Below are 25,951 nucleotides of genomic sequence, written 5' to 3' on the forward strand. Positions count from 1 at the left end.
GCGCCGGGCCGGCCAGCTCGCCCAGGGGCGCTGGAGAGACGTTTCACTTGGCCCGGTCGAAGTCGATGGCGCTGTAGGCGCGCAGCTTGCTCAGCCGGTGCTCGGAGTCGATCCTGCGCACCGTCCCCGACTTCGACCGCATCACGATGGAGTCGGTCGTGGCCGTCTCCGACCGGTACCGCACACCCCGCAGCAACTCGCCGTCGGTGATGCCCGTCGCCACGAAGAACACGTTGTCCCCGGTGACCAGGTCCTCCGTGGTCAGCACCCGGTCCAGGTCGTGCCCCGCGTCGACCGCCCGCTGCCGCTCCTCGTCGTCCTTGGGCCACAGCTTGCCCTGGATCGTCCCGCCCAGGCACTTGACCGCACAGGCCGAGATGATGCCCTCGGGGGTGCCGCCGACACCGAGCAGCAGGTCGATGCCGGTGCCCTCGCGCAGCGCGAGGATGGAGCCGGCCACGTCGCCGTCGGAGATCAGCTTGATGCGCGCCCCGGTCTCCCGGATCTCCTTGATGATGCCCTCGTGCCGCGGCCGGTCGAGGATCACGACGGTGACGTCCTCGGGGGTGACCCGCTTCGCCTTGGCGACCCGGCGGATGTTCACGTTCACCGGCGCGTTGATGTCGACGAAGTCGGCGGCCTCGGGGCCGGTGACCAGCTTGTCCATGTAGAACACGGCCGAGGGGTCGAACATCGAGCCGCGCTCGGCGGCGGCCAGCACCGCGATGGCGTTCGTCATGCCCTTGGCGGTCAGCGTGGTGCCGTCGATCGGGTCGACGGCGATGTCGCACTCGGGGCCGGTCCCGTCGCCCACACGCTCCCCGTTGAAGAGCATCGGGGCCTCGTCCTTCTCGCCCTCGCCGATGACGACGACGCCGTTCATCGAGACGGTGGAGACGAGGGTGCGCATGGCGCGCACCGCGGCACCGTCGGCGCCGTTCTTGTCCCCGCGCCCTACCCAGCGGCCCGCGGCCATCGCCGCTGCCTCGGTGACCCGTACGAGCTCCAGGGCGAGGTTGCGGTCGGGGGCCTCGGAGGGGACATCGAGCTCGGAGGGCAAGTGATGGTGTTCGGTCATCGGAGCGCACCTTTCTGTACGACGACGGCCGGATGAGGGTGTGGCCACGACTCTATCGCCAGACAGGCAGAATGAGCAGGGCCCCCCACGGATGAGCGCTTCGGGTACCTGCGACGATAGGGGACGTGGCAGGAACGAGCAGCATGCAGAAAACGGCCCGGGACATGATCCTCTCCCTGGCCCTCATCGTGCTCGCCGCGGGAGTGATCTGGCTGTTCATCCCGCACGAGGACGGTGAACCCGACCTCAAGCGGGTCGACTACCGGGTCGACCTGCTCACGGCCCGCCGGGCCGCCTCCTACCCCGTGGCCGCGCCCGAGGGACTGCCCGAGGCGTGGAAGCCCACCTCCGTCCGCTTCCAGGGCGCCGACGCCGACGCCTGGCACCTCGGCTTCCACGCCCCCGACGGGGAGTACGTGGCGGTCGAGCAGTCCGCGGGCAAGCGGACGCCGTTCATCGAGGACAAGACGCAGGGCGCCGCGAAGACCGGGGCCACCCAGCGGATCGACGGCAGGACGTGGACGCGCTACGAGGGCGACCACTACGACGCGCTGGTGCTGGAGGGCACCGAGGGCTCGACCACCGTCGTGACGGGCACGGCGTCGTTCGGGCAGCTGACGAAGATGGCCGAGGCGCTGCGCACCGAGTGAGCGCGCGCGGCCGAAAGGGGGACGGGCCCCGTCGGACCGGCCGGTCCGACGGGGCCCGTCCCTTCGCGTGTGCGGCGGTCAGACCGTGGTGACGACCTGCTCGAACTCCAGGCGCGGGCTGCGCGGGTACCAGGCGTCGGGGCCGGGACGGCCGATGTTGACGACCATCAGCGGGGTGTGGTCGTCGTCCAGGAACTCCTTGCGGACGCCCTCGAAGTCGACGCCGGTCATCGGACCGGCGGCCAGGCCGGCGGCGCGGACGCCGATGATGAAGTACGCGGCCTGGAGGGCGGCGTTCAGCGCCGCGGCGCTCTCCCGCACCGGGCGCTCGCTAAAGACGGCGTCCCTGGCCTGCGGGAAGTGCGGGAAGAGCTGCGGCAGCTCCTCGTGGAACTCGTTGTCCGCGGACAGGATCGCCACCAGCGGGGCCGTGGCCGTCTTGGGCCGGTTGCCCTCGGCCATGTGCCGCACGAGGCGCTCGCGGGCCTCGGGGGAGCGGACCAGCGTGACGCGCAGCGGCGACTGGTTCATGGCGGTAGGACCGTACTTGACCAGGTCGTAGATCGCCCGCACCTGCTCTTCGGTCACCGGCTCGTCGGTGAACGTGTTGGCGGTGCGCGCCTCGCGGAACAGCAGGTCCTGGGCGGCGGGGTCAAGGGCGAGAGACATGCGTGAACCTTCTGGGTGGTACGTCGGCCCGGCGTCCGCGCGGGGACCGCGGACCGGTTGGCGGACTCGACGGTACGCCCGAAAAGTTCAACTCTCAACTAAATCCGGACCGTGGTGATCCACTTCACGGATCGTTCACGGATCAGCCCTCCTCGGCGTCCTTTGCCCCGGCCTCCTCCGCGAGCGCCGCGTCCAGCCGCGCCCGCGCCCCGTCCAGCCAGCGCCGGCACACCTTGGCCAGCTCCTCGCCCCGCTCCCAGAGCGCGAGGGACTCCTCCAGGGTCGTACCGCCCGCCTCCAGCCGCCGTACGACCTCGATCAGCTCGTCCCGCGCCTGCTCGTACCCGAGCGCCCCGGCCGTCTCCGCCGCCGCTGTCTGCTCCGCCTTGCTGGTCATCCGCCCACCCTAAACATCGACTCGGACCGTGAACTCGCCCTCGGACACCCGCGCCCGCAACGCCTCACCGGCCTCCACCTCGCCCGGAGCGCGCACCGCGTGCCCGTCCGCCCGCTGGAGCACGGCGTACCCCCGCTTCAGGGTCGCGGCGGGGGACAGGGCCACCACGCGCGCGTGCGTGTGCGTCAGCTCCGAGTCGGCCCGGTCCAGCTGGTGCCGCAGACAGCGCCGCCCGCGCTCCAGCAGTGCCGTGACCTCCTCGGCCCGGGTCTCGATCATCCGGTGCGGATCCTGTATCGAGGGGCGGGCCAGCGCGTGGGCCAGCCCGCGCTCCTCCCGGTCCAGCAGCGCCTGGACGCAGCGCCGCGCGCGGTCGCGCAGCATCCGCACCCGCTCGTGTTCCTCCCCCACGTCCGGCACGACCTTCTTGGCGGCGTCGGTCGGCGTGGAGGCGCGCAGGTCGGCGACGTGGTCGAGGAGCGGACTGTCCGGCTCGTGCCCGATCGCCGAGACCACCGGCGTACGGCACGCCGCCACCGCCCGCACCAGCTGCTCGTCGGAGAAGGGCAGCAGGTCCTCCACGCTGCCGCCGCCCCGCGCCACGATGATCACGTCCACGTCGTCGACGGCGTCCAGCTCCTTCACGGCCTGGACGACCTGCGGCACCGCGTGCACCCCCTGCACGGCGACGTTGCGCACCTCGAAGCGCACGGCGGGCCAGCGGTGCCGCGCGTTCTCCAGCACGTCCCGCTCGGCCGCCGAGGCCCGCCCGCACACCAGCCCGATCAGCTGGGGCAGGAACGGCAGCGGCTTCTTCCGCTCCGGCGCGAACAGCCCCTCGCGCGCGAGCGCCTTCTTCAGCTGCTCCAGGCGCGCGAGCAGCTCCCCGACCCCGACGGGCCTGATCTCGGCGGCCCTGAGCGACAACTGCCCGCGCGGCGCGTACCACTCCGGCTTGCAGTGCACCACCACCCGCGCGCCCTCGCTCACGACGTCCGCCACGGCGTCGAACACCTGCCGGTAGCAGGTCACGCCCACGGAGATGTCGTGGGACGGGTCGCGCAGCGTCAGGAACACCACCCCGGCGCCCGGCCGCCGTGACAGCTGGGTGATCTGCCCCTCGACCCACACCGCGCCGAGCCGGTCGATCCATCCCCCGATGAGCCGCGACACCTCCCCGACCGGGAGGGGAGCTTCCGCAGACGTGTTGACAGCCATGCCGCGAGAGTAGTGCGCCCCACCGACAACGCACCGTGACCGGCCCCCTCGGACGCGGCCCTTACGATGGGACGCATGACCGCTTCGCCTGGCCGCCGTGTCCTGCTCGCCGCCCCCCGTGGCTACTGCGCGGGTGTGGACCGCGCCGTGATCGCCGTCGAGAAGGCCCTGGAGCAGTACGGGGCCCCCGTCTACGTCCGGCACGAGATCGTGCACAACAAGTACGTCGTGCAGACCCTGGAGAAGAAGGGTGCCGTCTTCGTCGAACGGACGGAGGAGGTCCCGCCGGGCAACATCGTGATGTTCTCCGCGCACGGCGTCGCCCCCGTCGTCCACGAGGAGGCCGAGCGCGGCCGGCTCGCCACCATCGACGCCACCTGTCCGCTCGTGACCAAGGTGCACAAGGAGGCGGTCCGCTTCGCCAACGAGGACTACGACATCCTCCTGATCGGCCACGAGGGCCACGAGGAGGTCATCGGCACCTCCGGCGAGGCCCCCGACCACATCCAGCTCGTCGACGGGCCCGGCGACGTGGAGAAGGTCGAGGTGCGCGACCCGTCCAGGGTCGTCTGGCTCTCCCAGACCACCCTCTCCGTCGACGAGACCATGGAGACCGTCGACGCCCTCAAGGAGAAGTTCCCCCAGCTGATCTCCCCGCCCAGCGACGACATCTGCTACGCCACGCAGAACCGCCAGCTCGCGGTCAAGCAGATGGGCGCCGAGGCGGACCTGGTGATCGTGGTCGGCTCCCGCAACTCCTCCAACTCCAAGCGGCTGGTGGAGGTCGCCAAGCTGGCCGGTGCCCGCGCGGCGTACCTGGTGGACTTCGCCGACGAGATCGACGAGGCGTGGCTGGAGGGCGTCTCCACGGTCGGCGTCACCTCGGGCGCCTCCGTGCCGGAGATCCTGGTCGAGCAGGTCCTCGAGTGGCTGGCGCGGCGCGGCTTCGAGGACGTCGAGATCGTCAAGGCGGCCGAGGAGTCGATCATCTTCTCCCTGCCGAAGGAGCTCCGCCGCGATCTGCGCGACGAGGCCGCCGCCCTGGTGGCCGGGCGCGGCGGCACGGGGACCGGTGCGGATTCCGCGGAGTGACGGTGGGGCCGCGGTGGCGGCCGGGCGGCCGGCTTTCGTGACGGTCCGTCGTTCGTCGTAACGTGGGGACATGCAGATCTTCGGCGTGGACATCGGCGGATCCGGGATCAAGGGTGCCCCGGTCGACCTGGACAAGGGGGACCTGGCGCAGGAGCGCTGCAAGGTCCTCACCCCGCACCCCGCCACGCCGGACGCGGTGGCCGACGGCGTCAAGCAGGTCGTCGACCACTTCGGCTGGACCGGCCCGGTCGGCGTCACCTTCCCCGGAGTGGTCACCGGCGGCACCACGATCCGTACGGCGGCCAACGTCGACAAGAGCTGGATCGACACCGACGCGCGCGTGCTGCTCGGCGACCGGCTGGGCGGCCTGCCGGTGACGGTGGTGAACGACGCGGACGCGGCCGGCGTCGCCGAGATGCACTTCGGCGCCGGACGCCACCGCAGGGGCACGGTGATCCTGCTGACCTTCGGCACCGGTATCGGCAGCGCCGTGTTCGTGGACGGCGTCCTCGTCCCCAACACCGAGCTGGGTCACCTGGAGCTGCACGGCCACGAGGCGGAGAAGCGGGCCTCCAGCAAGGCCAGGGAGGACCACGAACTGTCGTGGGAGCAGTGGGCGCACCGGGTGCGGACGTACCTGGCCCACGTGGAGATGCTGTTCTCGCCGGAGCTGTTCATCATCGGCGGCGGCGTCAGCCGCAAGTCCCACAAGTTCCTGGACCACATCGAGGGCATCAAGGCCGAGATCGTCCCCGCCCAGCTCCAGAACAACGCGGGCATCGTGGGCGCGGCGATGCGGGCGGCGACGGGCGCGTAGCGGGTGACCTCTACGGGCGGGGCCGGCTCCGCGCGACGCGGCGGTTGAGCACACGGACCCGGCGCACCCTGCGGACGAGCACGATCACACCCGCGACGAGCGTTCCGCCGTAGAGCCACCCGGCCTGGGTGGCCAGGCCCGTCACCAGGCCCGTCAGCCGGTCGAGGGTGCCGCCGCCGTCGGCGACCGGCACCAGGCCCACGGCGAACGCGATCGGTACGACCACGGGCGCGATCAGCAGGTCCCCCTCGCGCACCCACAGCGCGGTCAGCGCGCACACCGGCAGGAAGAGCACGCCGTACACCGTCTGGGAGGCCCCGAACAGCGCCCCGGTCAGCAGCCCGAGCGCGAGCATCACCAGCCCGCAGAACAGGCCGCCGCCCAGTCCGGTGAGCCGTGGGTCGGGCAGCCGCCGGGCCGCGGGCGGGTGAGCGGGCCGGCGCTGCGGCGCGCGGCCGGGCCGGGCCGGCCGCGCGGACCGTACGACCCCGCCCCCCGCCGCGCGTGCCGCCTGCGGAGGCAACGGCGGCCGGGGTGACCGGGACGGCCTGGGCTGCGCGGGTGGCCCGGATGCCGGGTCACGTCGCGGTCCGTACTGCGCGGGTCGCGTCCTGTGTTGCTCCACTGGACCAACTTAGGTCGTTTTATGTGCCGAACGGTCTGTCAGACACGCCGGGAACCGGAGCTCGGCCAGGCGTTCGGTACGTCGGCGGGGCGGGCACGGGCACGCCGTAGACTGGTGGATCGGCCCACGCTGCCCAGCCGGCCGGTCCTCGCCCCCATCCTCACGTACGGGAAGTCGCAACGTGTCGCTCACGATCGGAATCGTCGGTCTGCCGAATGTCGGCAAGTCGACCCTGTTCAACGCCCTGACCAAGAACGACGTGCTGGCGGCCAACTACCCGTTCGCCACGATCGAGCCGAACGTCGGCGTGGTCGGTGTCCCCGACCCCCGCCTGACCAGGCTGGCGGAGATCTTCGGCTCCCAGCGCGTCCTGCCGGCCACGGTCGACTTCGTCGACATCGCGGGCATCGTCCGCGGCGCGTCGGAGGGTGAGGGCCTGGGTAACAAGTTCCTCGCGAACATCCGCGAGTCCGACGCGATCTGCCAGGTCATCCGTGCCTTCAAGGACGAGAACGTCGTGCACGTCGACGGCAAGGTCTCGCCGAAGGACGACATCGAGACGATCAACACCGAGCTGATCCTCGCCGACCTGCAGACCATCGAGAAGGTCCTGCCCCGCCTCCAGAAGGAGTCGCGGATCAAGAAGGACATCGCGCCCAAGGTCAAGGCGGTCGAGGAGGCCAAGGAGATCCTGGAGAAGGGCGACACCCTCTTCGCCCACGGCATCGTCCAGGGCAGCGAGCGCGCGGAGCTCCTGCACGACCTGCACCTCCTCACGACGAAGCCCTTCCTCTACGTCTTCAACGTCGACGAGGACGAGCTGACCGACGAGGACTTCAAGAACGAGCAGCGCGCCCTGGTCGCCCCCGCCGAGGCGATCTTCCTCAACGCCAAGCTGGAGGCGGACCTCGCCGAGCTGGACGAGGACGAGGCCCTCGAACTCCTCCAGTCCGTCGGCCAGGACGAGCCCGGCCTCGCCACCCTCGCCCACGTCGGCTTCCGCACCCTCGGCCTGCAGACGTACCTCACGGCCGGCCCCAAGGAGTCCCGCGCCTGGACCATCAAGAAGGGCGCCACCGCCCCCGAGGCCGCCGGTGTCATCCACACCGACTTCCAGAAGGGCTTCATCAAGGCCGAGGTCATCTCCTTCTCCGACCTGGTCGAGACCGGCTCGGTCGCCGAGGCCCGCGCCAAGGGCAAGGCCCGCATGGAGGGCAAGGACTACGTCATGCAGGACGGCGACGTGGTGGAGTTCCGCTTCAACGTGTGACGGGTGGTGCACCACCACGTCAATGATCCGGCGCACGTGCAGGTCACATGGGGTCTGACTCTTCGGAGTCAGGCCCCATGGCTTTGCACCGTGCTGGATTCGTGCCGGGTGGGAGGAGAGTGCCCGTGCCGGACGGTGCTGTCCGGAGCCCGGTGGCAGGAGAGCACAAGTTCGTCCCGCCCTGGGCCTGCCAGGCGTACGCCCGGGCCGTCCCCTGCGGCCGGACGGTGGTCGTCCCGGACGCCTCCCACATGCCGTATCCGGAGCAACCCGCACGGTTCGCGCAGGAGTTGCCGTCACGGATCGGCGGTCCGGTGTGAGAAAACGAGCTGTTACCACCGGCGGTCGTGTGCCTACGATGAGCGACGACAACCTCGTTTCCAGGGATCGCTTCAGAAGGGGTCACGTTGCAGTCGGCGTCACGTGCCACGGGTGGCGAGCGGGCGGGCCGCAGGCCGCGCAACGCGCAGGCCACCTGGTGGCCGCTGATTCGAAGACTCACCACGCACCGCTGAGCCTTGCCGAGAGCACTGCCGCTCCGGCACGGCGCGGTTCCACGTGCCCACTTCACCTCACCCGGCCGGTCTCCGGCGTACCCCCGCTCCGTCGCGCCCTCGCGCGGACCCGGGGGCCGCCCGCGTCCCCCGGGTCCTTCCCTCACGAGGCCATGAAGAAGAACAGATTCCTGCCCACGCTGCTCGTCGTGGCGCTGATCGGCACCATCATCGAGCTGGACATGTCCGTGCCCAGCTTCCCCGACATCGCCCGGGCGCTGGACGCGTCCGAGTCGTCGGTCCAGCTGACCGTCACCTACAACTTCCTCGGCTACTGCCTGGGCGCCCTCGCCTACGGGCCGCTGTCCGACCGGTTCGGCCGGCGCGGCGTCATGCTGGCCGGCAACGCCGTCATGCTGGCCGGCGCCCTGGGCTGCGCGGTGGCACCCACCATCGAGTTCCTGCTGGTGTCCCGGTTCGTGCAGGGCGTGGGCGCCAGCACCTCCGTCGTGCTCGTCTTCGTGATCATCGCGGACGTCTACGAGGGCAAGCAGCTGCTCAAGATGTTCGGGCTGACCAACGCCGCCATGTCCACTTTCATGACAGCGGCCCCGGCGCTCGGCGGACTGGTCAACCGCACCCTCGGCTGGCGCGGCAACTACGCGGTGGTTTTCGGCGTCACCCTGGTGTCGCTGCTGCTCATGGCGCTGTTCCTGCCCGAGACCAGGACCGGGCGGGTCAAGGTGAGCGCCCGGCAGGTGGCCGGCGACTACCGACGGCTGCTGGGCAGCAGGGAGTTCCTGGCCGCGTCGCTCGTCCCCAGCCTGCTGTTCGCCGCCTACATGGTCTTCATCGCCGCCAGTTCCTTCCTCTACACGGACACCTTCGGCCTGTCCACGCCGGCGTTCGCGGGCAACCTCCTGGTCGTCGTCGCGTCGTTCGCGGTCACCAGCCTCTTCGCCACCAGGATCATGGAGCTCCTCGGCGGTCCCGGGCGCACCGTGGCGTGCGCCATCGCCGCCACGCTGGCCGGCGTCGCCCTGTTCCTCGCCCTCGGTGACGGTCCGGTGCCCACCACCGTGTCCCTCGCCGTCTTCAGCGTCGGCTTCGCCGCCGTCTACCCCGTCGTCTTCGGCCGTTCCCTGGAGGTGTTCCCCGAACTCCAGGGAGCGGCGTCCTCGCTGAGCATGAGTGGTCGGGCGCTGCTGGTGACCCTGTTCACCGGCGTGGCCGGCGGTCTGTTCACCGGTGACGCCGTCGTCACGGCCGGGGTGATGGCGGTGGCCACCGTCATCGCCGCGCCACTGGCCTTCCTCAGGCCCCGCACCCCCGCCGGCGAGCAGACCCCGCACCCGTCGGACGCGATGACCGGGACCGGCTGAGCCGGCCCGCCCTTCGGCTTCCCTTCACCCCCGCGGACGCGGGCGGCACTGCGCGCCGCCCGCACCCGCCCCCGCCCCGTCGTCACAGGGCACGCCGGCCGTCTGCCGCGCCGGCGTGCCCGGGAAAGAGGCACGCCATGTCCATGCTCCACCAGGAGAACGCCCCGTCCGAGCGGAGGCTGTCCAGCCTGCCCGCGCGGTACGCGGACCGCTGGGAGGCCCGCTACAACGCCGACGGCGTCCTGCCCGTCGCCATCGCGGCCAAGTAGTCCGCCGCCGGGGAGAAGCCGGGGGGGCCGTCCGCCCTTCTTCGGCCGCGAGGACTACAAGGCCCGGCACGCGGTCGAATGCGGGATCAACCGTCTCAAGCAGCACCGGGCCGTGGCGACCCGGTTCGATGAAGTTGCGGTTCGCCCGCCGTTGTGCGGATGCCACAGCAGGACAGGAAAGGACGGCCCTGCGGTCGTTACGGAGGAAGGGCGCAGTTCCTGGCATTGGGCGGAGCGGTGTTCATGCGGTTGCACCTTCCGTAGCGGCATGTGGTCCGGTGGACTTACGTCCCGATGCCTTGAGGAAAGGTCCCTGCTCATGCGTTCGTCTTTCGTGCCGCCCCGCCAGGTCAAGATCGGTGACGCGGCGGCCTTCGCCGGCAGCACGCCACGGGCGATTCGCCATTACCACGAGATCGGGCTGCTCCCCGAGCCTGAGCGGGGCGGCGACGACCGCCGCCGCTACGGGTACGAGGACATGATCCGCCTGCTGTGGATTCGCAAGATGGCCGATGCCGGGATCGCCCTGGACGACATCCGTGACGCCTTCACCACCGGCACCGCTTCCGCCGGTGCGGACAGCGGAGAAGGTATCGCGGGAATCCTGGAGCGGTTGGAGGAAACCCTCGCCGAGCAGGAGGCGGAATTGCGGCGGCAACGGACCGCCGTGCAGCGGATGCGCGCCGAAGGCAGCCGGATGGGCCTGCTCTCCGACCTCGTCACCGAACGCCTCAAGAGCCTGCCCGAGGGCTCCCTGCGTCAGGGGGACCTGGACAGTCTGCTGGTCACTGAGCGGATCTTCGGCCCGCTCGGCGCGGCCGTCCAGGCCACCCGCTTCGTCGTCCTGGCCACGCATCCCACTCTGCGGGAGGATTCCGACCGCATCGATGACGCCGAGGAGGCACTCGACGACAGTGTCGCCGTCGATGATCCACGGGTGGCTCGAGTGGCCGTCGAGCGGCACGCCTTCGAAAGCGCCCTGCAGGCCGCCATCGAGGAGTCCGGCCTGGGTGAGGACGACGACGACCTCTTCGACGCCTGGGACACTTCGCACCCTGCCACCGCCGATGACGGCGAGAGCGAGGCCGGCCTCAGCCCTGGCAGGCGGGAGGCTGACTCCATGAGCGTGTTCGAAGCCACCGGCAAGATGCCCTACGACTTCTCCCCAGCCCGCCTGCGCTGTATGGAACTGGCCGAGGAACTCTCCGCCCAAGACTCACCCGCTACCCAGAACACGGCCTCCAGTGCCCGGCGCGGTTTCCTCTGACGCCGGCACGACGTGTGGGGAGTGGCCGGCGACCGGCCGGCGTCGCCCCGGCACCGGCGGTTCCTGTGGGCGGCGGCCCCGGCATGGGGAAAGGTGGCGGCCATGGCGTGGCTTTCGATGGCCGCTGGCGCGGTGATGGTGCTGTTCGTCCTCCGTGACGTGTTCCACACGCTGTGGCACCCGACACGGCACGGCGGTCTCAGCAGGCTGATCATGATGTCACTGTGGCGGCTGTCGGCCCGCCTGGGAGCGCGGCGACGGCCGGCGGGTCTGGCCGGTCCGCTGGGCATGGTCGCGGTCGTCGCCGTGTGGGCGGGGACCGTCGCGGTCGGCTGGGGCCTCGTCTACTGGCCGCACATGCCCGAGCGGTTCTCCTACTCCGAGCGTCTCGTCCCCGGCGAGCACGCGGGCCCCGTGGACGCCCTGTACGTCTCCCTGGTCACCCTCGCCACGCTGGGCCTGGGAGACATCGCGCCGACATCGGGGTGGCTGCGGGTGCTCGCTCCCGTGGAGGCGCTGGTGGGCTTCGTTCTGCTGTCGGCGACCGTGGCCTGGATCCTCGGTGTCTACCCGGCCCTGGCCCGCCGGCGGGCTCTGGCCCTGCGTCTGTCCCACGTACGGCGGAGCCGGGCCACCGCGGAGGCCCTCGACTCGGACGGGGGAGCCGCGCTCCTGGATGCTCTGGCCTCGGCACTCTCGGTGACCACGGTCGACTTCATGCAGTACGCGGAGTCGTACTACTTCTACGACGGCGACGAGAACACGTCGCTGCCCCGGCAGCTCGGCCACGCGGCCGACCTGGCCCGTCAGGCCGGGCGCGCGCGTCACCCCGACGTGCGGCTGTCCGCGTCGGTGATGCGTACGGCCCTGGAGGACCTGGCCGCCGTCCTCGACGCGCGCTTTCTCCGTACGGGCGGGACTCCCGAGCAGGTCTTCGCGGCGTACGGTGCCGACCACGGACGGGGGGCGTGACCGAGCAGGTGATCGGCTGCGCCGTCACGGCCGCCGAGACCCTTCCCCGAGGCTTCGGGCGGATTCCGGTCCAGGTGCGCGCCGCGTCGCCGCGTCCGGGGGCGACGGGGCGATCCGGGAATCGTCCCTGTCATCGGGGGTATCCGGAGCGGGTACGCTTCCAGGGTCTGTTGCCGAGGGGCAACAATGGCCTTGGGGCAACAAAGCAGCCGTGTCGTACCGGACGGGGAAGGTAGTGGAATGTTCCGGTGGGGCGGACGTCCCTCCGCGCACCGGCCACCGATGCCCCGCGGCATCGGGGAGCCCGGTGGCGCAGCCTCGTGTTCAGGCGGTGCGGTCGTCCGACCGCATGCCGTCGTCGTGCATCTGCAGCGCCGCCGCGTCGCAGAACGCCTCCAGCCCTTCCAGCAGAGCCGCCCGCTTCCCCGCGGGCATGAGCGTCAGCACCGACTGCAGTTCCTGCTCCCGGCGTGCGCGCAGGTCGTCGAGGAACGCGCGGCCCCGCTTGCTGAGGTGCAGCCGGACCTCTCTCCGGTCGGTCCGGCCGACCACCCGCTCGACCAGGCCGACGGCGACCAGCCGGTCGCAGAGCCGGCTGGTGGACGGGGGGGTTGAGGCGAGGGCGGCGCTGAGCGTGCGCAGATTGATGCCGTCCTGGTGCTCCAGGGTGAGCAGCACGCGCATCTGGGACGCGGATGCCGGGGCGGTCGAGGCGCGGCCCCACAGGACTTCCAGCAACTCTCCCGCCGTCGCGGTCACACGGGCGACCTCGACGGGCTCCGGGCGGGGGCGGAAAGCAGCCACTGTCACACTCTCGCAGGCACTGGGACAGCGGCCAGCGTACTAGCCATTCGCAGCGGCTACACGTGGGTCCAGCGCCCCGATGCGGCCCCGAGCGGCGTCACCGCCCGGGCGAGGACAGAGGAACTCTTCGAAGGATTGGTGTTATTGCCATCGTGAACAGACTCGTGACCGCCGAGCGGGCGCTGCGTACAGCGGCACCGCATGAGCTGCTCGACGCCACCCGTCGCGTGCTGGCGGAGCTGTACGCGGCGGAATCCGCCGACTTGTTGATGGCCGACTACGGCCTGACCGTGCTCCAGCCCGTGTCGGTGCTCCCGTACACCGCGGAGCCGGTGTCCGTGCACAACAGCGTGGTGGGCCGGGCTTTCGGCGCCCAGGAACCGGTGGTCGAGCCCGTCGGCGGCCGTGTGCGCGTGCACCTCCCGGTCAGCGTGCGCGGCGACCGGCTGGGCGTGCTGTCGGTCACCCTGCCGGACGAGGACGGCGCCGTAGGCGTCCTCAACGAGCTCGCGGAGATCGCGCAGGTGCTCGGCCACGAAGTGGTCGTCGCCGAGCGTGACACCGACGTCTATCTGCAGGCGCGCCGCAAGGACCGGCTCACCCTGGCCGCCGAGATGCAGTGGCAGCTGCTGCCCGCGCGTTCCTGCTCGCGCCCCGAGTACGAGCTCGGCGCACAGCTGGAGCCCGCGTACGCGATCCACGGCGACAACTTCGACTGGTCCGTCACGGCGGACCATCTGATGCTCTACGTCACCAACGGCATGGGGGAGGGCACAGAGGCCTCCCTGCTGACCAATCTGGCCATCAACGCCCTGCGCAACGCGCGGCGTGCCGGGATCGCCATCGAGGACCAGGCCGCCCTCGCCGATCAGGCGGTCTACGCCCACTACCGGGGCCGCTGCTACCTGTCGGTGCTGATGTTCGACTTCGACCTGGAGACGGGGCGCGTCGCCGTCGTGGACGCGGGGTCCCCGCAGACGGTCCGGCTGCGGAACGGATCCGTCGAGCCGGTCACCTTCGAGGCGCAGCTTCCGCTGGGCATGTTCGAGGAGACCGACTACGTGACCCAGGAGTTCCGGGTCGAGCCCGGCGACCGGCTCGTCTTCGTCAGCGACGGCGTGCACGCGGTCGCGGACCCCAAGGGGGAGGCGTACGGCGACGCCGCGCTCGCCCGCGCGATCCAGGCCACCCGGCTGCTGCCGGCCGCCGAGGTCCCGCGCGCCGTCCTGCGCGAGCTGACCGGCCACCGGGGCCAGTCCCTCCCCGACGACGACGCCCTCGTCGTCTGTCTCGACTGGCACGGCCGCTGACCCGGGCGGGAACCGCCGGCCTCCCCGCGTGATGTGCCGACCCGTGTTGTTCGCCGCACACTGTCGGCGCTAACGTTTGCCATGTGGCAATAATTGCCTCATGGACGTGGCCGGTCGGCGGCCCCGCGGGGAGGAGACGGTGAGGGTGTCGGAGCAAGAGGCGGTCGAGTCGGCGGCGCGTGGGCTGGGAGCCTTCCTGGAGCGCCGCCGGGAGCAGATCGCTCAGCGCTGGGCCGACGCCCCGCTCTTCCGCGCCGTGTTCACCGTGTCCCGCGACGAGGCGGTGGAGGCCTGCAAGGCCGTCGTGGACGCCCTGTCCGAAGTGGCGTCGACCGGGAGGCTGGAGGACATCGCGGCCCCCGGCTTCGACCGGGTGCGCGATCAGCTCGGGCGCATGTCCGGGTCCCGGACCCGCACCGGATCCAGCCCCGCGCAGATCGCGGACGAGGTGGCCGCCCTGCGGGCGCCGGCCGCCGAGCTGCTGCGGGCCGAGTCCGCCGACGCGTCCGCCCCGGAGGCGGCCGAGGGCATGCTGGCGCTGACCGTCCTGATGGGCACGCTGCGCGTGGTGGTGATGCAGACGGCGCTCAGCTCGGGCGAGGAGCTCATCGCGCGGCAGCGGGAGCAACTGCTCGAGGTGGCCACCCCGGTCATCAGCCTGTGGGAGGGCGTCGTCGCGGTGCCGCTGATCGGCACGCTGGACAGCGCCCGCAGCCAGGTCGTCATGGAGTCCCTGCTGGAGAGCATCGTCGACCGGAGCGCCCGCTACGCCATCCTGGACATCACCGGTGTGTCCACCGTCGACTCCCTCGTCGCGCAGCACCTGATGAAGACGGTCGCCGCCGCGCGGCTGATGGGGGCCGAGTGCATCGTCTCCGGCATCCGCCCGGCCATCGCCCAGACCATCGTGCACCTCGGCATCGACCTGGGCTCCGTCCTCACCCGCGCGTCCCTGGCGGACGCCCTGGCCTACGCCCTCTCCCAGCAGGGCATCGAGGTCTCCCCGCGCGCGGGTACCCCGTGAGCTCCCCCCACCCGAGCCGCGCGGCCGCGGTGCCGGTCCTGGCGCTGGGGGAGACACTGCTCGTCACCCTCCAGGGGGAGCCGCACGACGGGACGGCCGAGCGGCTCCAGCAGGACGTCACCCACCGCATCGCCCGCAGCGGGGCGATCGGCGTGGCCATCGACATCTCCGGCGTGGACGTCGTGGACTCGTTCCTGGGACGGGTCCTCGCGGAGATCGCGGCGAACGCCCGTCTGCCGGCGGCCCGCACCGTCGTGGTCGGCATGCGGCCCGCCGTGGCGATCACGCTGGCCGAGCTGGGCCTCACCCTGCCCGGGCTGACCACCGCACTCGACGTCGAGCAGGGGATGGACCTGCTGACGGGGAACCGGCCGGCCGCCTCGGACGGACGGGGGAGGGGGACGTGACGCCGGCCTCCGATCCCCCTGTCGCGACGAGCCTGCCGGTCGGCTCGGACGCGGACCTGGCATGGGTGCGGCAGCAGATCCGCCAGGCCGCCGCCGGGCTCGGCTTCGGCCTGGTGCAGCAGACCAAGCTGGTCACCGCGGCCAGCGAACTGGCCCGCAACGCCCTGGTGCACGGCGGTGGCGGCCACGTGGAGATCACTCCGGTGGTGCGGGGCACGGCCCGGGGGCTGCGGCTGTCCTTCGTCGACAGCGGTCCCGGGATCCGCGACGTCGAGCTGGCCATGACCGACGGATACACCAGCGGCGGCGGCCTGGGGCTCGGCCTCGGCGGTGCCCGGCGCCTCGTGCACGAATTCGCGCTCGACACCGAGCCGGGCCGGGGCACCACCGTCACCGTCGTCGCCTGGACCGCCGACGTACCCGCGGCCCGTTCGGGGGAGTGATGACACGCTTCTGGGACATTCCGGTGCACGACTCCACCCGTGTACGGGATGTCCGCGTGGCGGCCGAGGCGGCCGGCGGCCACGCCCGCCTCGGTCCGCACCGCACGGCGGTCGCCGCCCTGGTCGCCACGGAGCCGGCGGCCAACCTGTTCAAGCACGCGGGCGGCGGCAGCATCGTCATCGACGTCGTCGAGCGTCCCGGAGAGGGCGAACCCGTGCCGGCGGTGCAGCACGCGTCCCTCGACCACGGCCCGGGCATCCACGACGTCACCGCGGCCACGCGCGACGGTCACACCACCAGCGACGCGTCGCTCGGCGCCGGCCTGGGTACCTGCCGGCGGACATCGAGCGCGTTCGACCTGTTCGGCAGCCACCGCGGTACCGTCGCGGTGGCCCGCACCGACCCGGATCCCGGCATCAGCCGGGTGACGGCCCCGCCGGGGCCACGCGCGGGAGGAATCAACGTCCCGCTCGCCCACGCCGAGCACTCGGGCGACGCCTGGCGCCTGGCACGTTCGGGCCCGCGCCCGACCCTGATGCCGGCCGACGGCCTCGGCCACGGAGTGGGGGCCGCCCACGCGTCCGGTACCGCGGCCGACGAACTGCGCCGCTCCGCGCATCTGCCACCCGCCGACATCCTGCGCCACATGCACCCGGCCCTGCGCCCCACCCGTGGCGCCGCCGTCGCCGTGGCCCAGCTCGACACCGACCGCGCGGAACTCGCTTTCGCCGGAGTCGGCACCATCGGCGCCGTCCCGCACACCGGCACCTCGTGGGAGCCCCTGATCCTCCACCCCGGCATCGTCGGCGCCCGGTTCCCCGCGACCGTGCCCGTACGGCGCCTGCCGTGGGGACCGGACAACGTGCTCGTCCTGCACAGTGACGGGCTGCCAGCCCGGTGGACGCCGCCCGACGGCCCCGGACTCCCCACCCACGATCCGGCGGTGGTCGCCGCGACCATACCGCTGGACGCCGGCAGCTCGGCCCGCCCTCCGCGCGACGACACCGCGGTGGCCGTCCTCGCCCGCGCACGTGCGGGACCGGTGTCATGATCCCGCCCGATGTCCGGAAGATCGCCACGGCGTCCGACGCCGCCCGTGCCCGGAGCGCCGCCGCGCGCCTCACGGCCGCGCAGGGAGCCCCCGGGGTCGAACGGGCACGCTTCCTCACGGCACTCACGCAGCGGCTGCGCCAGTGCCTCGACGGTGACGGCGCGGAACTCACGCTCACCGTCGAAGCGCCCGGTCCGGACGGGGCCGCGCGGGTACAGGCGGTGGTGCGGCCCCTCCCGCCGGGTGGACGGACCTCCCCGTCGCGGTTCGCCGTCTCCTGCCCCGGCCCCGTGCCCCGGAGCCTCGCCCACCCGGCGGACCCGGACGACCCCGCGTCGACCGACGCCGTCCTGGCCGCCGACGAGGAGACGGCGGCCGTCCTGAGGAGACTCGACGAGGTGGAGGAACTCTTCCGCCTCCACCGCGAGGAACTGCACCGGACCGACCAGGGCGTGCTGGCCCTGCACGCCGAGCTGGACGCCGCCGCCCTCGTCCAGCGCGACCTGCTCGACGCCGAACGGGCCACGCGCGGTGAGGCGGAGAAGGCCCGGCGGCTGCTGACCTTCCTCACCGACGCCAGCGCGGCCGTGACGGCGTCCCTCGACCACGAGGACATCCTGCTCTGCCTGTCCGACCAGCTCGTCCCGCGGTACGCGAGCCAGGTCGACGTATGGCTCTTCGGCGAGAACCGGGCGGCCTCCGGCGGTGCCCGCTCCGCCGCGGCGGTCACGGCCGCCCGCACCGGCCGTCCCCAGCACGCCGGACGTCACCCCGGCGGACTGCCCGGCACCGAGGACCTCCCGCCTTCCGCGCTCTCCCCCGGCCGGCCCGTGCTGTGCATCCCCCTCACGGTGCGCCGGACCCTCGGCGTGCTGACCCTCACGGCACCCGGCCACCGCTTCGACGCGGACACCGGCGTGATGCTGGTCGAACTGGCCCGCCGGATCGCCATCGCCCTGGAGAACGCCCTCCGCTACGAACAGCACCGGGACACCGCCGAGACACTCCAGCGTGCCCAGCTCACCGACCTGCCCACCGCCGACGGCCTGCGCCTGGCCGCCCGCTACCTGCCCGCCACCCGGGGACTCAACATCGGCGGCGACTGGTACGACGCCTTCTTCCAGCCCGACGGCAGCCTTCTGACGGTCATCGGAGACGTCACCGGGCACGGGCTGCACGCCGCCGTGGTCATGGGCCAGTTGCGCACCGCGCTCCGCGCGTACGCCGTCGACGGGGCCGGCCCCGCCGAGATCCTCACGCGTCTGCACCGCATGCTGCGCCACCAGGAGCCCGACCTGTACGCCACCGCGATGATCGCGCGCCTCAGGCCGGGGGAACACCGGGTGACGTGGGCCTCCGCCGGCCACCCGCCGGCGGTCGTCCGGGCTCCCAGGGGCGCCGTGCGGGTGCTGGGCAGCAAACCCGGGGTCATGCTCGGCGTCCCGATCCCCTTCACGTACCGGGACCGCACGACCGGTCTCGAACCGGGCTCGACCCTGGTGCTCTACACCGACGGCCTGGTGGAGCGACGCTCCCAGGGCATCGACACCGGCATCGAGCTGCTCGGGCGGACCCTGGCCGCGCTGGACGAGCCCGCCCTGGAGGACCTGGACCGGTGTGCCGAGTCGCTGGTCGAGCCCCTCGTCCGCGCGTCCGAGCGTGACGACGACGTCTGTCTCCTGCTCTGCCACAGCACCCCGCCGGAAACGGTGCCCCAGCCCGCGCACGGCGAGCGCCTGGGCCGGCCCACCGGGGTGCCGCGTCCTGCCCGCGCCTTCGGTGAAGGCCCGGCACCGCGATAGCGTGGAGATTCCAAGGGGAGAGGGCGGATATGGTGAATGTGTCTGGACGGCAGTCGTCCGTGGAGAGCCGCCTGCGGGCGGTGCCGCCCCATGCCCTGCACGCCACCGCCGAGGCGCTGCTGACCGAGGGTTTCGGCGCCCGGGAGGTCACCCTCTTCCTGGCCGACTACGGCCTCACGGTCCTCCAGCCGGTCACGCACCTGCCGCACACGGGAGAGCCGGTCTCCGCCCACGACGGTCCGGCCGGCACCGCGTTCACCTCCCAGAAGCCGGTGGTCGAGATCACCGCCGACCCGGCCACCGAGCTGATCCACCTGCCCATCACGGTCCGGGGCGACCGGCTGGGCGTCCTCTCCGTCCGTGTCCCCGCCGACTCCGCGGATCCGGCCACCGTGCTCAGGCTCGGTGAGTTCGCCACCGCACTCGGGCACGAGGTCGCCACGGCCGGCCGGGACACCGACCTCTACCTGCAGGCCCGCCGCACCCGCCGCCTCACCCTCGCGGCCGAGATGCAGTGGCAGCTCCTGCCGGGGCGCGGCTGCGCCCGCCCCGAGTACACCATCGGAGCCCACCTGGAACCCGCCTACGCGATCGGCGGCGACAACTTCGACTGGTCCACCGGCGCGGACCACCTCACCGTCACCCTCACCGACGGCATGGGCCAGGGCATCGACGCCTCCCTGCTCACCAGCCTCACCGTCAGCGCCCTGCGCAACGCCCGCCGGGCCGGCATCGGCCTCGCCGACCAGGCCGCGCTCGCGGACCAGGCCGTCTACGCACAGTACGGCGGCAAGGCGTACGCCTCGACGCTGCTGCTGCGCTTCGACCTGGACACGGGAACCGTGAGCGCCGTCGACGCGGGCTCACCCCAGATCTACCGGCTGCGCGGCGCCGGGATCGAACGGATCGAGCTGACCGCACAGCTCCCTCTGGGGATGTTCGAGGAGACGCCGTACGAGGAGCAGACCTTCCGGGTGGAGCCCGGAGACCGCCTGGTCGGCATCAGCTCCGGGGTGCACGGCACCAGCTCGGCGGCCGGAGACCTCTTCGGGGAACAGGCCCTGCGCCAGGTCCTGAGCGCGACGCGGCGGACCTCGCCGCACGAGACGGCCCGCGCGGTCGTCGCCGGGCTGATGGAGCACACGGGCAGCACGGACCTCACCACCGACGCCGCCGTCCTGTGCCTCGACTGGACCGGCAGGGCCGGCACCGCGGCGGGGGGCGGACCAGGGGCGGGGTGAACCCGCCCGGTCACGGTGCCTCCGGGGGGCGCGGCTCACCGCTCCGGGCGGCGAGGAACGCCTTCATGGCGCGGCGCAGCGCCGACCGCTCCGCCGGTTCCATCCCCGCCAGCACGGCCGCCAGGGCCCTCGCCCGCCGGGCCGCGACGTCGTCCAGTACGCGGCGTCCCTGCGCGGTCAGGCTCAGCCGGACCTCCCGGCGCCTCTCCGGATGCAGCGAACGCTCCAGCATCCCCGCCGCCTCCAGCCGGTCGCAGAGGCGACTGGCCGTGGGCAGGCCTATGCCCAGCCGCTCGGCGAGCGCGGTCAGGTTCAGATCCGTGGCCGCCTCCAGGACCAGCAGCGCCCGCAACTGGTGCGTGGACAGGCGCAGGGCTGCCCGCTGAGCGGCCGTCGACCACAGGTTCGTCAGACTCTCCACAGCGTCGGCGATGTCCAGCGCGACGGCGTCCGGGGCGTCGCCCGGTCCCTCATTGCGGTCGTCACCGGGGCCGTCGAGACGGGTCACCAAAACATCGCTTCCGTCATGTTTCGGATGCTGCGGAGATAATCCTCATCCCCTCGCTGTACCCGAAGACGCGCGGTGCAAGCCGGTTCCCGGGCCCGGCCGGGTGCCGTGCGACGGCGTGGGCGCGTGTCAGTGGTGGGGGCCGTGGCGGCCGAGGGTGTCGACGGGCGTGGCGCCGGGGCGGGTCCACTGGGGTACGGGGCGGCTGGTCGGGCCCCAGGTGGGGGCGCCGTCGGCGTCCGAGCGCCAGAACCAGCACGGCTCGCGCCCCTCGGGGCGGCCCTCGGGGTGGTCCTCCCAGGCCTCACCACGGCCGTACGGCGTCATGTCGAGGAGGCCGGCGGATCCGTTGACCCGTTCGGTGCCGCGGCCCGTGGTGGAGTAGGTGAGGAACGTGCGGTCGCCGTCGCGGAGGTAGCAGGTGAGGTAGCCCATGGGCCCGCCGGCCGGCCCCTCCACGCCGCGCACCGAGTACCAGGGCTGGGTGTAGCCCATGAACGCCACGTAGGAGGCCACCTCGTCCCAGCGGCCGGTGGTGAGGAAGGCGAACGACACGCCGCGGGCGTTGAGGTAGACGGCGTCCTTGAGGTGCCAGGCCGTGGTGGTGCAGCCCTCGCACTGGCCCTGGTGCGGCGCGCCGTCGTACCACATGTGCTTGTAGACCACGAGCTCGTCGCGGCCCTGGAACAGGTCCAGGAACGGGACGCGGCCGTCGGGCCCGACGACCTCGACCGTTCCGTCGAACTCCACCATCGGCAGCCGGCGGCGGGCGGCGGCGACGGCGTCGCCCTCGTGGGTGTGGGCCTTCTCGCGGACCAGCAGTTCGTCCCGGGCCGCCTGCCAGGTGGCCAGGTCGACGACGGGGGGCCGACCGGGCGGCGCGGTGGCCGGGTCTTTCGGCGGGGTCGTCATGAGGGTCTCCCGTGTGTCTCGTGCCGCACGGCGTCGTACGGCGGTCACCAGTGAAGACCCGCGGCACGGCCGGAACTCATCGCGATGCGCGCTCGGACGTCAGCGCGCTCTCCGCCGCGGCCACGACCGTGCGTGACTGGTGCCGCACCTGGTGGTGCACGGGGACCCAGCGCAGGCGCAGGGACTTCTCGAAGTCCTCGCACCACGTGGTGAACAGGGCGTCCAGCTCGCGGTGGAGTCCCGGGGCGGCGGCGTCGTCCGATGCCGCCAGGAGCCGCAGCAGCAGGCCGGCCGCGCGGAGCGGCTGGCGGCGGGCCACCACGTCCAGGGCGCAGACCTGGGACGTGGTCAGCCGGTGCGGAGCGTCGGCGGCCTGGCGGGCGAGGGGTGCCCAGGAGTCGGCGACCAGGTCGTAGAGGTCGTCCGCCATCCACTCCAGGACCCGTACGGGCGCGCTGGCCTCGGCCGGGGGCAGGAATCCGCGCGCCTTGTCGAAGATCGCGGTCACCTGTTCCCCGCCGTCCCTCACCAGCCGGGACAGATCACGCAGGACGTGCGCGGCCTCCGGGTGCGGGGACAGGTCGCCGGCCATGTCGCTGGCCCACATGGGCACTTCGACGATCGCCGTGACACCGCCGTAGCGCTGGGGCGCGCACCAGGTGGACAGGCCGATGTTCTCGGACCCGGCCGCGAGACGGCCGGTGCTCTCCGGCGGGGGCAGGACGTGGATGCCGGGGCCGGGGTTCTCCCAGTACAGGGCGTCGAACGTGCCGTGCTGGACGGGGATGGAGAGTTCCGCGGCTGACGTCCGGAAGGGGACGGCGAGTCCGGGGAGGTCCCGGGTCAGCTGGGTCCAGCTGCCGCCCGCTTCGACGCTGTGCAGGGAGCACTGGATGAAGGGGCGCAGTCCGTCGATCACGTCGAAGAGGGCCTGGCTCTCCGGGAGGTGCCGCGGCACGATCGGTGCCCACTCCGGCTGTTCCGCCGCGACCGGGCGGAAGGCGCTGCGGTAGTAGTTCCCCAGGGTGTGGCCGGGGCCGGCCGTCGCCTCCTCGACGCCCTCGCTGAGAGCCGCGCCGTCCGGGTCGAGACACAGGACGATGTCCCAGGTGACGAGCGCCGGGTCGGTCGCCGCGGCCGGCCGTCCGCCGCCCGCCACCCGCTCCGCCAGCGCGAGCGCGGTCACGCCGCCGACCGGCTCGTCGGGGTGCGGCCGGGCGACCACCAGGACGTGGTGCGGCCCGTGCCCCACGGACAGCATCTCGATCGGGCGGCCCTCGCGGGACGCGCCGACCCGGCGCAGTCGGCAGGTCCCCGGGAACCGGGAGACCAGCCGCCGCGCCGACTCGGAGACGTCCGCGACCGTGAGGTAGCGGTCCATCGTGCGCGTCCGGTCAGGAGCCGCCGTTGCCACCGCTGTCGCCGGTGGTCTCCTTCTTGTCCAGCGGACGGATCTCGATCTTGTTCGACATGCCGTTACCTCCCGTGATGGCTGGGTGCGCGAGGAGCCGATGTGCACTTGCCAGCGTTCGCTTATCGGGTCAGTGTCTCAATCTCCGTTGTTGTCGGGAGAGTTGGGACTGTCGAGATTGGCGTGAAGATGACGGTGCACACAACGGTCCGCTCGATGCGGCGGCCCCGGATCAAGCCGGAGCACCGGGCCTACCGGACCGTGGACGGCCACATCAGGATCGGCAGCGTCGTCCACGGCATCGGTGCCGAGGTCAGGGATCCCGACGGCTGGGTGTGGACCCTGGTCGAGGCCATGGACGGCACGCGCGGCGCCGAGGGCGTCGTCGACGAGGTGTCCCGGCGCCACCCGGGACTTCGGCTGCCGGCCGCGGACATCGTGCAGGCGATGACGGACCTGGCCGCGGCCGGGTACGTGGAGGACGCCGGTGCCGCGACGCCCGCGGAGCTGTCCGAGCGGGAACGCGAGCGCTACGGCAGGGGCATGACCCTGCTGCGCTGGATGGACCTCCGGCCGAGGGAGAGCGCCTGGGAGCCGCAGCTCCGGCTGCGGCGGGCCCGGGTCCTGCTGGTCGGCGTCGGCGGTACCGGCGGCGCCGCCGCACGGGACCTGGTGGCCTCCGGAGTGGGACGGCTGCACTGCGTCGAACCGGATGTCGTCGAGCTGTCCAACCTGAACCGGCAGACGCTCTTCCGCGAGGACGACCTGGGTACGCCCAAGATCGACGCGGCGCTGACCGCGTTACGGGCCCTGAACTCCGACACGGCGGTGACCGGCGAGCGCCGCGAGGTACGCGGTCCGGCGGACCTCGGGGACCTGCTGGCCGGCGCGCCCGACGGCCTTGGCGACTCCCCTGACCGGCCGGCCGCGTACGACGTGCTGCTCCTCGCCGCCGACCGCCCGGCCGTGATCCGCAGATGGGCCAACCAGGTATGTCTGGCCTCCGGCACGCCCTGGGCCGAAGCGGGCTATCGCGGTCCCCTGGTGAGCGTCGGGGTCTTCGCGCCCGGCCGCGGAGCGTGCTGGGAGTGCCTGCGCAGCGCCGAGATCGAACGACGCGATCTGCGGCTCGCGCCCGGCCAGGACGAGGACGCCGCCTCGCCCCGCATGCCGTGGAATCCGGTCAACGCCGTGACGGCGGGCCTGTCCGGCAGCCTGCTCGCCCATGCCGCGATCACGCTGCTGTGCGGCATCCCGCCGATCGAACCCGGCTGCCGGTTCGGCCTCAACCTCATGGTTCCCGGCGACCCGGTCATGCAGCGTTCCCAGCGGCGCCCCGACTGCCCCGCCTGCCGGACGGAACCGGCGGTGAACCCGTTCTCCGGGAACGCCTCGTGACGGACACCGCGGCCGAGGACCCTTCCCGCATCGATCCGTCGACCCGCGTCCAGCTGCACGACCTCGCGGTGCGCCGGGACCGGGACGAGTGGATCGTGGGCCGCATGGCGACCCGGACCTTCGTCGCCCTCCCGGCCGCCGGGGCACGCGCGGTGGAACTCCTGGGCCGGGGCATGAGCGTGGCCCGGACGGAGGAGGAACTGCGCACCGAGACCGGTGAGGAGTTCGCGATCGCGGACTTCGTCCGGGACCTGACCGCCCTGGGGTTCGTCGCACGGATCGGGGACCGTCCGGTACCGGAGCCCGAACCGCCGCCCGCCTCACTGCCGTGGCTGCGCCCGCGCCACGTCCGGTTCGCCCTGCACCCGGCGCTTCCCGTGCTCGTCGCGGTCCTGCTGACGGCCGCCGTCGTCACCCTCGTCCGCCGTCCCGGCCTGATCCCCGGCTACCGCGACCTGCTGTGGAGCCCGCACGGCAGCCTGGTCCTGCTGAGCGGGGCGGCGGCCGGGTGGACGCTGCTGCTGGCCCATGAACTGGCCCACCTGGTCACCGCCCGCGCCGCCGGCGTGCCGGGGAGGATGCGGCTGGGCACCCGGTTGCAGTTCCTCGTCATGCAGACCGACATCAGTGGCATCGAACTCGCGCCCCGCCGCCACCGGCTGACGGCCTACCTGGCGGGCATCGCCCTCAACCTGTCCGTCGCCTCCGCCCTGGTCCTGGTCCTCGCCGTGACGGACACCGGCACGACGGCCCACCGGCTGACGGCCGCCGCCCTGCTGCTGCCGCTGCTGCCGCTGCCCTTCCAGCTGATGGTGTTCACGCGCACGGACGTGTACTTCGTCCTCCAGGACCTCACCGGCTGCCGGGACCTGTACGGCGACGGACTCGCCTACGCCCGCTACCGGTTCCGGCGGGCGGTGGCGGCCCTGCGCCCCGGCGCTCCCGCGAAGACCGCCGGGGCCGGTGACCCGAGCACCCGGCTGCCCCCGCACGAGCGCCGGGCCGTCCGCCTCTACAGCGCCGTCCTCGTGACCGGGACGGCGGCCTGTCTGACGTTCATGGCCGCCGTCACCCTCCCCCTCGACATCGCCCTGCTGGTCCGAGCCGTACGGGGACTGGGGCCCGAGCACGGTGCCGCGCGCAACGCCGACTCGGTGGCGGTGCTGGTCACCCTGGGCGGGGTCAACGTCCTGTGGCTGGTCACCAAGTGGCGCGACCGCCGGTCACGCCGGGCCGGCGGGAGCGACCGCGGCCGGCTGCGGCGTGACGCGCCGTGAGCCGGGCGCGTCGCGTGCCGGGCGCCGCGCCGCGGTCCACCCACGGGGCCGTTACCGTCACGGGCCTGGCCCATTACGTCGTGCAGGGCCCTTGTGCAAATCCTGTGGAACCCTCAATCTTTCGGCTGAAGCGCGGACTTGGCCATCGGTATTGACATGATC

27 protein-coding genes are annotated in these 25,951 nt (G+C 72.6%); 18 read left to right on the forward strand and 9 right to left on the reverse strand.

The window, feature by feature from the left end; genetic code table 11:
* Nucleotides 1-43: 43 nt before the first annotated feature.
* The gene (gene glpX, locus F1615_RS03815; RefSeq protein ID WP_149547427.1) at nt 44-1,078 is read right to left on the reverse strand and encodes a class II fructose-bisphosphatase; all 1,035 of its coding nucleotides are present in this window, start codon (nt 1,076-1,078) and stop codon (nt 44-46) included.
* 143 nt (nt 1,079-1,221) lie between these two features.
* Between glpX and F1615_RS03820 the strand changes: the two genes are divergently transcribed.
* Entirely contained in the window at nt 1,222-1,728 is a 507-nt protein-coding gene (locus tag F1615_RS03820) for a DUF4245 domain-containing protein (RefSeq protein WP_149547428.1), read from the forward strand.
* 78 nt (nt 1,729-1,806) lie between these two features.
* Here the strand turns inward: F1615_RS03820 and F1615_RS03825 are convergent, their stop codons facing one another.
* The 3 genes from F1615_RS03825 to xseA all read right to left on the reverse strand — a co-directional run bounded on the left by F1615_RS03825 (nt 1,807) and on the right by xseA (nt 4,012).
* Complete coding sequence (locus F1615_RS03825; RefSeq protein ID WP_149547429.1) at nt 1,807-2,397, reverse strand: malonic semialdehyde reductase; 591 nt, start codon at nt 2,395-2,397, stop codon at nt 1,807-1,809.
* 142 nt (nt 2,398-2,539) lie between these two features.
* Nucleotides 2,540-2,794 carry an exodeoxyribonuclease VII small subunit gene (locus F1615_RS03830; protein ID WP_149547430.1) on the reverse strand — a complete coding sequence of 85 codons (255 nt, stop codon included), beginning with the start codon at nt 2,792-2,794 and terminating at the stop codon, nt 2,540-2,542.
* A gap of 9 nt (nt 2,795-2,803) precedes the next feature.
* Nucleotides 2,804-4,012: an exodeoxyribonuclease VII large subunit gene (gene xseA, locus F1615_RS03835; protein WP_149547431.1), complete on the reverse strand. Its 1,209-nt coding sequence runs from the start codon at nt 4,010-4,012 to the stop codon at nt 2,804-2,806.
* 66 nt (nt 4,013-4,078) lie between these two features.
* On the opposite strand from xseA, the gene F1615_RS03840 reads away from it, so the two are divergent.
* Nucleotides 4,079-5,104 (forward strand): 4-hydroxy-3-methylbut-2-enyl diphosphate reductase, encoded by a 1,026-nt coding sequence (locus F1615_RS03840; protein ID WP_149547432.1) that lies wholly within the window; start codon nt 4,079-4,081, stop codon nt 5,102-5,104.
* 70 nt (nt 5,105-5,174) lie between these two features.
* A complete protein-coding gene (ppgK, locus tag F1615_RS03845; protein WP_149547433.1) occupies nt 5,175-5,921 on the forward strand; it encodes a polyphosphate--glucose phosphotransferase in 747 nt (248 codons plus the stop codon).
* A gap of 10 nt (nt 5,922-5,931) precedes the next feature.
* Here the strand turns inward: ppgK and F1615_RS35905 are convergent, their stop codons facing one another.
* Nucleotides 5,932-6,546 (reverse strand): DUF6542 domain-containing protein, encoded by a 615-nt coding sequence (locus F1615_RS35905; protein WP_149547434.1) that lies wholly within the window; start codon nt 6,544-6,546, stop codon nt 5,932-5,934.
* 181 nt (nt 6,547-6,727) lie between these two features.
* On the opposite strand from F1615_RS35905, the gene ychF reads away from it, so the two are divergent.
* The 6 genes from ychF (at nt 6,728) to F1615_RS03875 (ending at nt 12,200) form a co-directional block, all read left to right on the forward strand.
* Nucleotides 6,728-7,816: a redox-regulated ATPase YchF gene (gene ychF / locus F1615_RS03855; protein WP_149547435.1), complete on the forward strand. Its 1,089-nt coding sequence runs from the start codon at nt 6,728-6,730 to the stop codon at nt 7,814-7,816.
* 125 nt (nt 7,817-7,941) lie between these two features.
* Nucleotides 7,942-8,136, forward strand: coding sequence for an alpha/beta fold hydrolase (locus tag F1615_RS03860; protein WP_149547436.1), 195 nt, complete (start codon nt 7,942-7,944; stop codon nt 8,134-8,136).
* A 347-nt stretch (nt 8,137-8,483) separates the two neighbouring features.
* Nucleotides 8,484-9,692, forward strand: coding sequence for a multidrug effflux MFS transporter (locus F1615_RS03865; RefSeq protein ID WP_244328634.1), 1,209 nt, complete (start codon nt 8,484-8,486; stop codon nt 9,690-9,692).
* Nucleotides 9,693-9,829: 137 nt separating this feature from the next.
* A complete protein-coding gene (locus tag F1615_RS36815) occupies nt 9,830-9,961 on the forward strand; it encodes a hypothetical protein (protein ID WP_280118885.1) in 132 nt (43 codons plus the stop codon).
* A gap of 319 nt (nt 9,962-10,280) precedes the next feature.
* On the forward strand, nt 10,281-11,228 hold the full coding sequence (locus tag F1615_RS03870; RefSeq protein WP_149547437.1) for a MerR family transcriptional regulator: 948 nt from the start codon (nt 10,281-10,283) through the stop codon (nt 11,226-11,228).
* Between the two features lie 102 nt (nt 11,229-11,330).
* Nucleotides 11,331-12,200, forward strand: coding sequence for a potassium channel family protein (locus F1615_RS03875; protein WP_149547438.1), 870 nt, complete (start codon nt 11,331-11,333; stop codon nt 12,198-12,200).
* A gap of 324 nt (nt 12,201-12,524) precedes the next feature.
* Here the strand turns inward: F1615_RS03875 and F1615_RS03880 are convergent, their stop codons facing one another.
* On the reverse strand, nt 12,525-13,010 hold the full coding sequence (locus F1615_RS03880; RefSeq protein WP_208818239.1) for a MarR family winged helix-turn-helix transcriptional regulator: 486 nt from the start codon (nt 13,008-13,010) through the stop codon (nt 12,525-12,527).
* Between the two features lie 146 nt (nt 13,011-13,156).
* Here F1615_RS03880 and F1615_RS03885 point away from each other — a divergent pair, with 146 nt between their 5' ends.
* From F1615_RS03885 to F1615_RS03915, 7 genes are all read left to right on the forward strand, one after another.
* Nucleotides 13,157-14,314: a PP2C family protein-serine/threonine phosphatase gene (locus F1615_RS03885; protein WP_149547439.1), complete on the forward strand. Its 1,158-nt coding sequence runs from the start codon at nt 13,157-13,159 to the stop codon at nt 14,312-14,314.
* Between the two features lie 139 nt (nt 14,315-14,453).
* A complete protein-coding gene (locus F1615_RS03890; protein ID WP_149547751.1) occupies nt 14,454-15,338 on the forward strand; it encodes an STAS domain-containing protein in 885 nt (294 codons plus the stop codon).
* On the forward strand, nt 15,335-15,745 hold the full coding sequence (locus F1615_RS03895) for an STAS domain-containing protein (protein WP_149547440.1): 411 nt from the start codon (nt 15,335-15,337) through the stop codon (nt 15,743-15,745). Before F1615_RS03890 ends, F1615_RS03895 begins: the two co-directional genes overlap by 4 nt.
* Nucleotides 15,742-16,188 carry an anti-sigma regulatory factor gene (locus F1615_RS03900; RefSeq protein WP_149547441.1) on the forward strand — a complete coding sequence of 149 codons (447 nt, stop codon included), beginning with the start codon at nt 15,742-15,744 and terminating at the stop codon, nt 16,186-16,188. The genes F1615_RS03895 and F1615_RS03900 overlap by 4 nt, the downstream gene beginning before the upstream one ends.
* Nucleotides 16,188-17,240, forward strand: a complete 1,053-nt coding sequence (locus tag F1615_RS03905; RefSeq protein ID WP_149547442.1) for a SpoIIE family protein phosphatase — start codon at nt 16,188-16,190, stop codon at nt 17,238-17,240. The genes F1615_RS03900 and F1615_RS03905 overlap by 1 nt, the downstream gene beginning before the upstream one ends.
* Nucleotides 17,237-19,042, forward strand: coding sequence for a PP2C family protein-serine/threonine phosphatase (locus F1615_RS03910; protein ID WP_149547443.1), 1,806 nt, complete (start codon nt 17,237-17,239; stop codon nt 19,040-19,042). Before F1615_RS03905 ends, F1615_RS03910 begins: the two co-directional genes overlap by 4 nt.
* A gap of 29 nt (nt 19,043-19,071) precedes the next feature.
* Nucleotides 19,072-20,283, forward strand: a complete 1,212-nt coding sequence (locus tag F1615_RS03915; protein ID WP_149547444.1) for a PP2C family protein-serine/threonine phosphatase — start codon at nt 19,072-19,074, stop codon at nt 20,281-20,283.
* A 10-nt stretch (nt 20,284-20,293) separates the two neighbouring features.
* Here F1615_RS03915 and F1615_RS03920 read toward each other — a convergent pair whose 3' ends face one another.
* The 3 genes from F1615_RS03920 to F1615_RS03930 form a co-directional block, all read right to left on the reverse strand.
* The gene (locus tag F1615_RS03920) at nt 20,294-20,791 is read right to left on the reverse strand and encodes a MarR family winged helix-turn-helix transcriptional regulator (RefSeq protein ID WP_149547445.1); all 498 of its coding nucleotides are present in this window, start codon (nt 20,789-20,791) and stop codon (nt 20,294-20,296) included.
* A 129-nt stretch (nt 20,792-20,920) separates the two neighbouring features.
* On the reverse strand, nt 20,921-21,703 hold the full coding sequence (locus F1615_RS03925) for a DUF899 family protein (protein WP_149547446.1): 783 nt from the start codon (nt 21,701-21,703) through the stop codon (nt 20,921-20,923).
* A 76-nt stretch (nt 21,704-21,779) separates the two neighbouring features.
* A complete protein-coding gene (locus F1615_RS03930; RefSeq protein WP_149547447.1) occupies nt 21,780-23,084 on the reverse strand; it encodes a M14 family zinc carboxypeptidase in 1,305 nt (434 codons plus the stop codon).
* Nucleotides 23,085-23,303: 219 nt separating this feature from the next.
* Here F1615_RS03930 and F1615_RS03935 point away from each other — a divergent pair, with 219 nt between their 5' ends.
* Nucleotides 23,304-24,512, forward strand: coding sequence for a HesA/MoeB/ThiF family protein (locus F1615_RS03935; RefSeq protein ID WP_208818240.1), 1,209 nt, complete (start codon nt 23,304-23,306; stop codon nt 24,510-24,512).
* A complete protein-coding gene (locus tag F1615_RS03940; RefSeq protein WP_149547448.1) occupies nt 24,509-25,789 on the forward strand; it encodes a hypothetical protein in 1,281 nt (426 codons plus the stop codon). The genes F1615_RS03935 and F1615_RS03940 overlap by 4 nt, the downstream gene beginning before the upstream one ends.
* Nucleotides 25,790-25,951: the final 162 nt, after the last annotated feature.

The sequence above is a fragment of the Streptomyces marokkonensis genome, from assembly GCF_008312835.1.
Lineage (GTDB): Bacteria > Actinomycetota > Actinomycetes > Streptomycetales > Streptomycetaceae > Streptomyces > Streptomyces marokkonensis_A.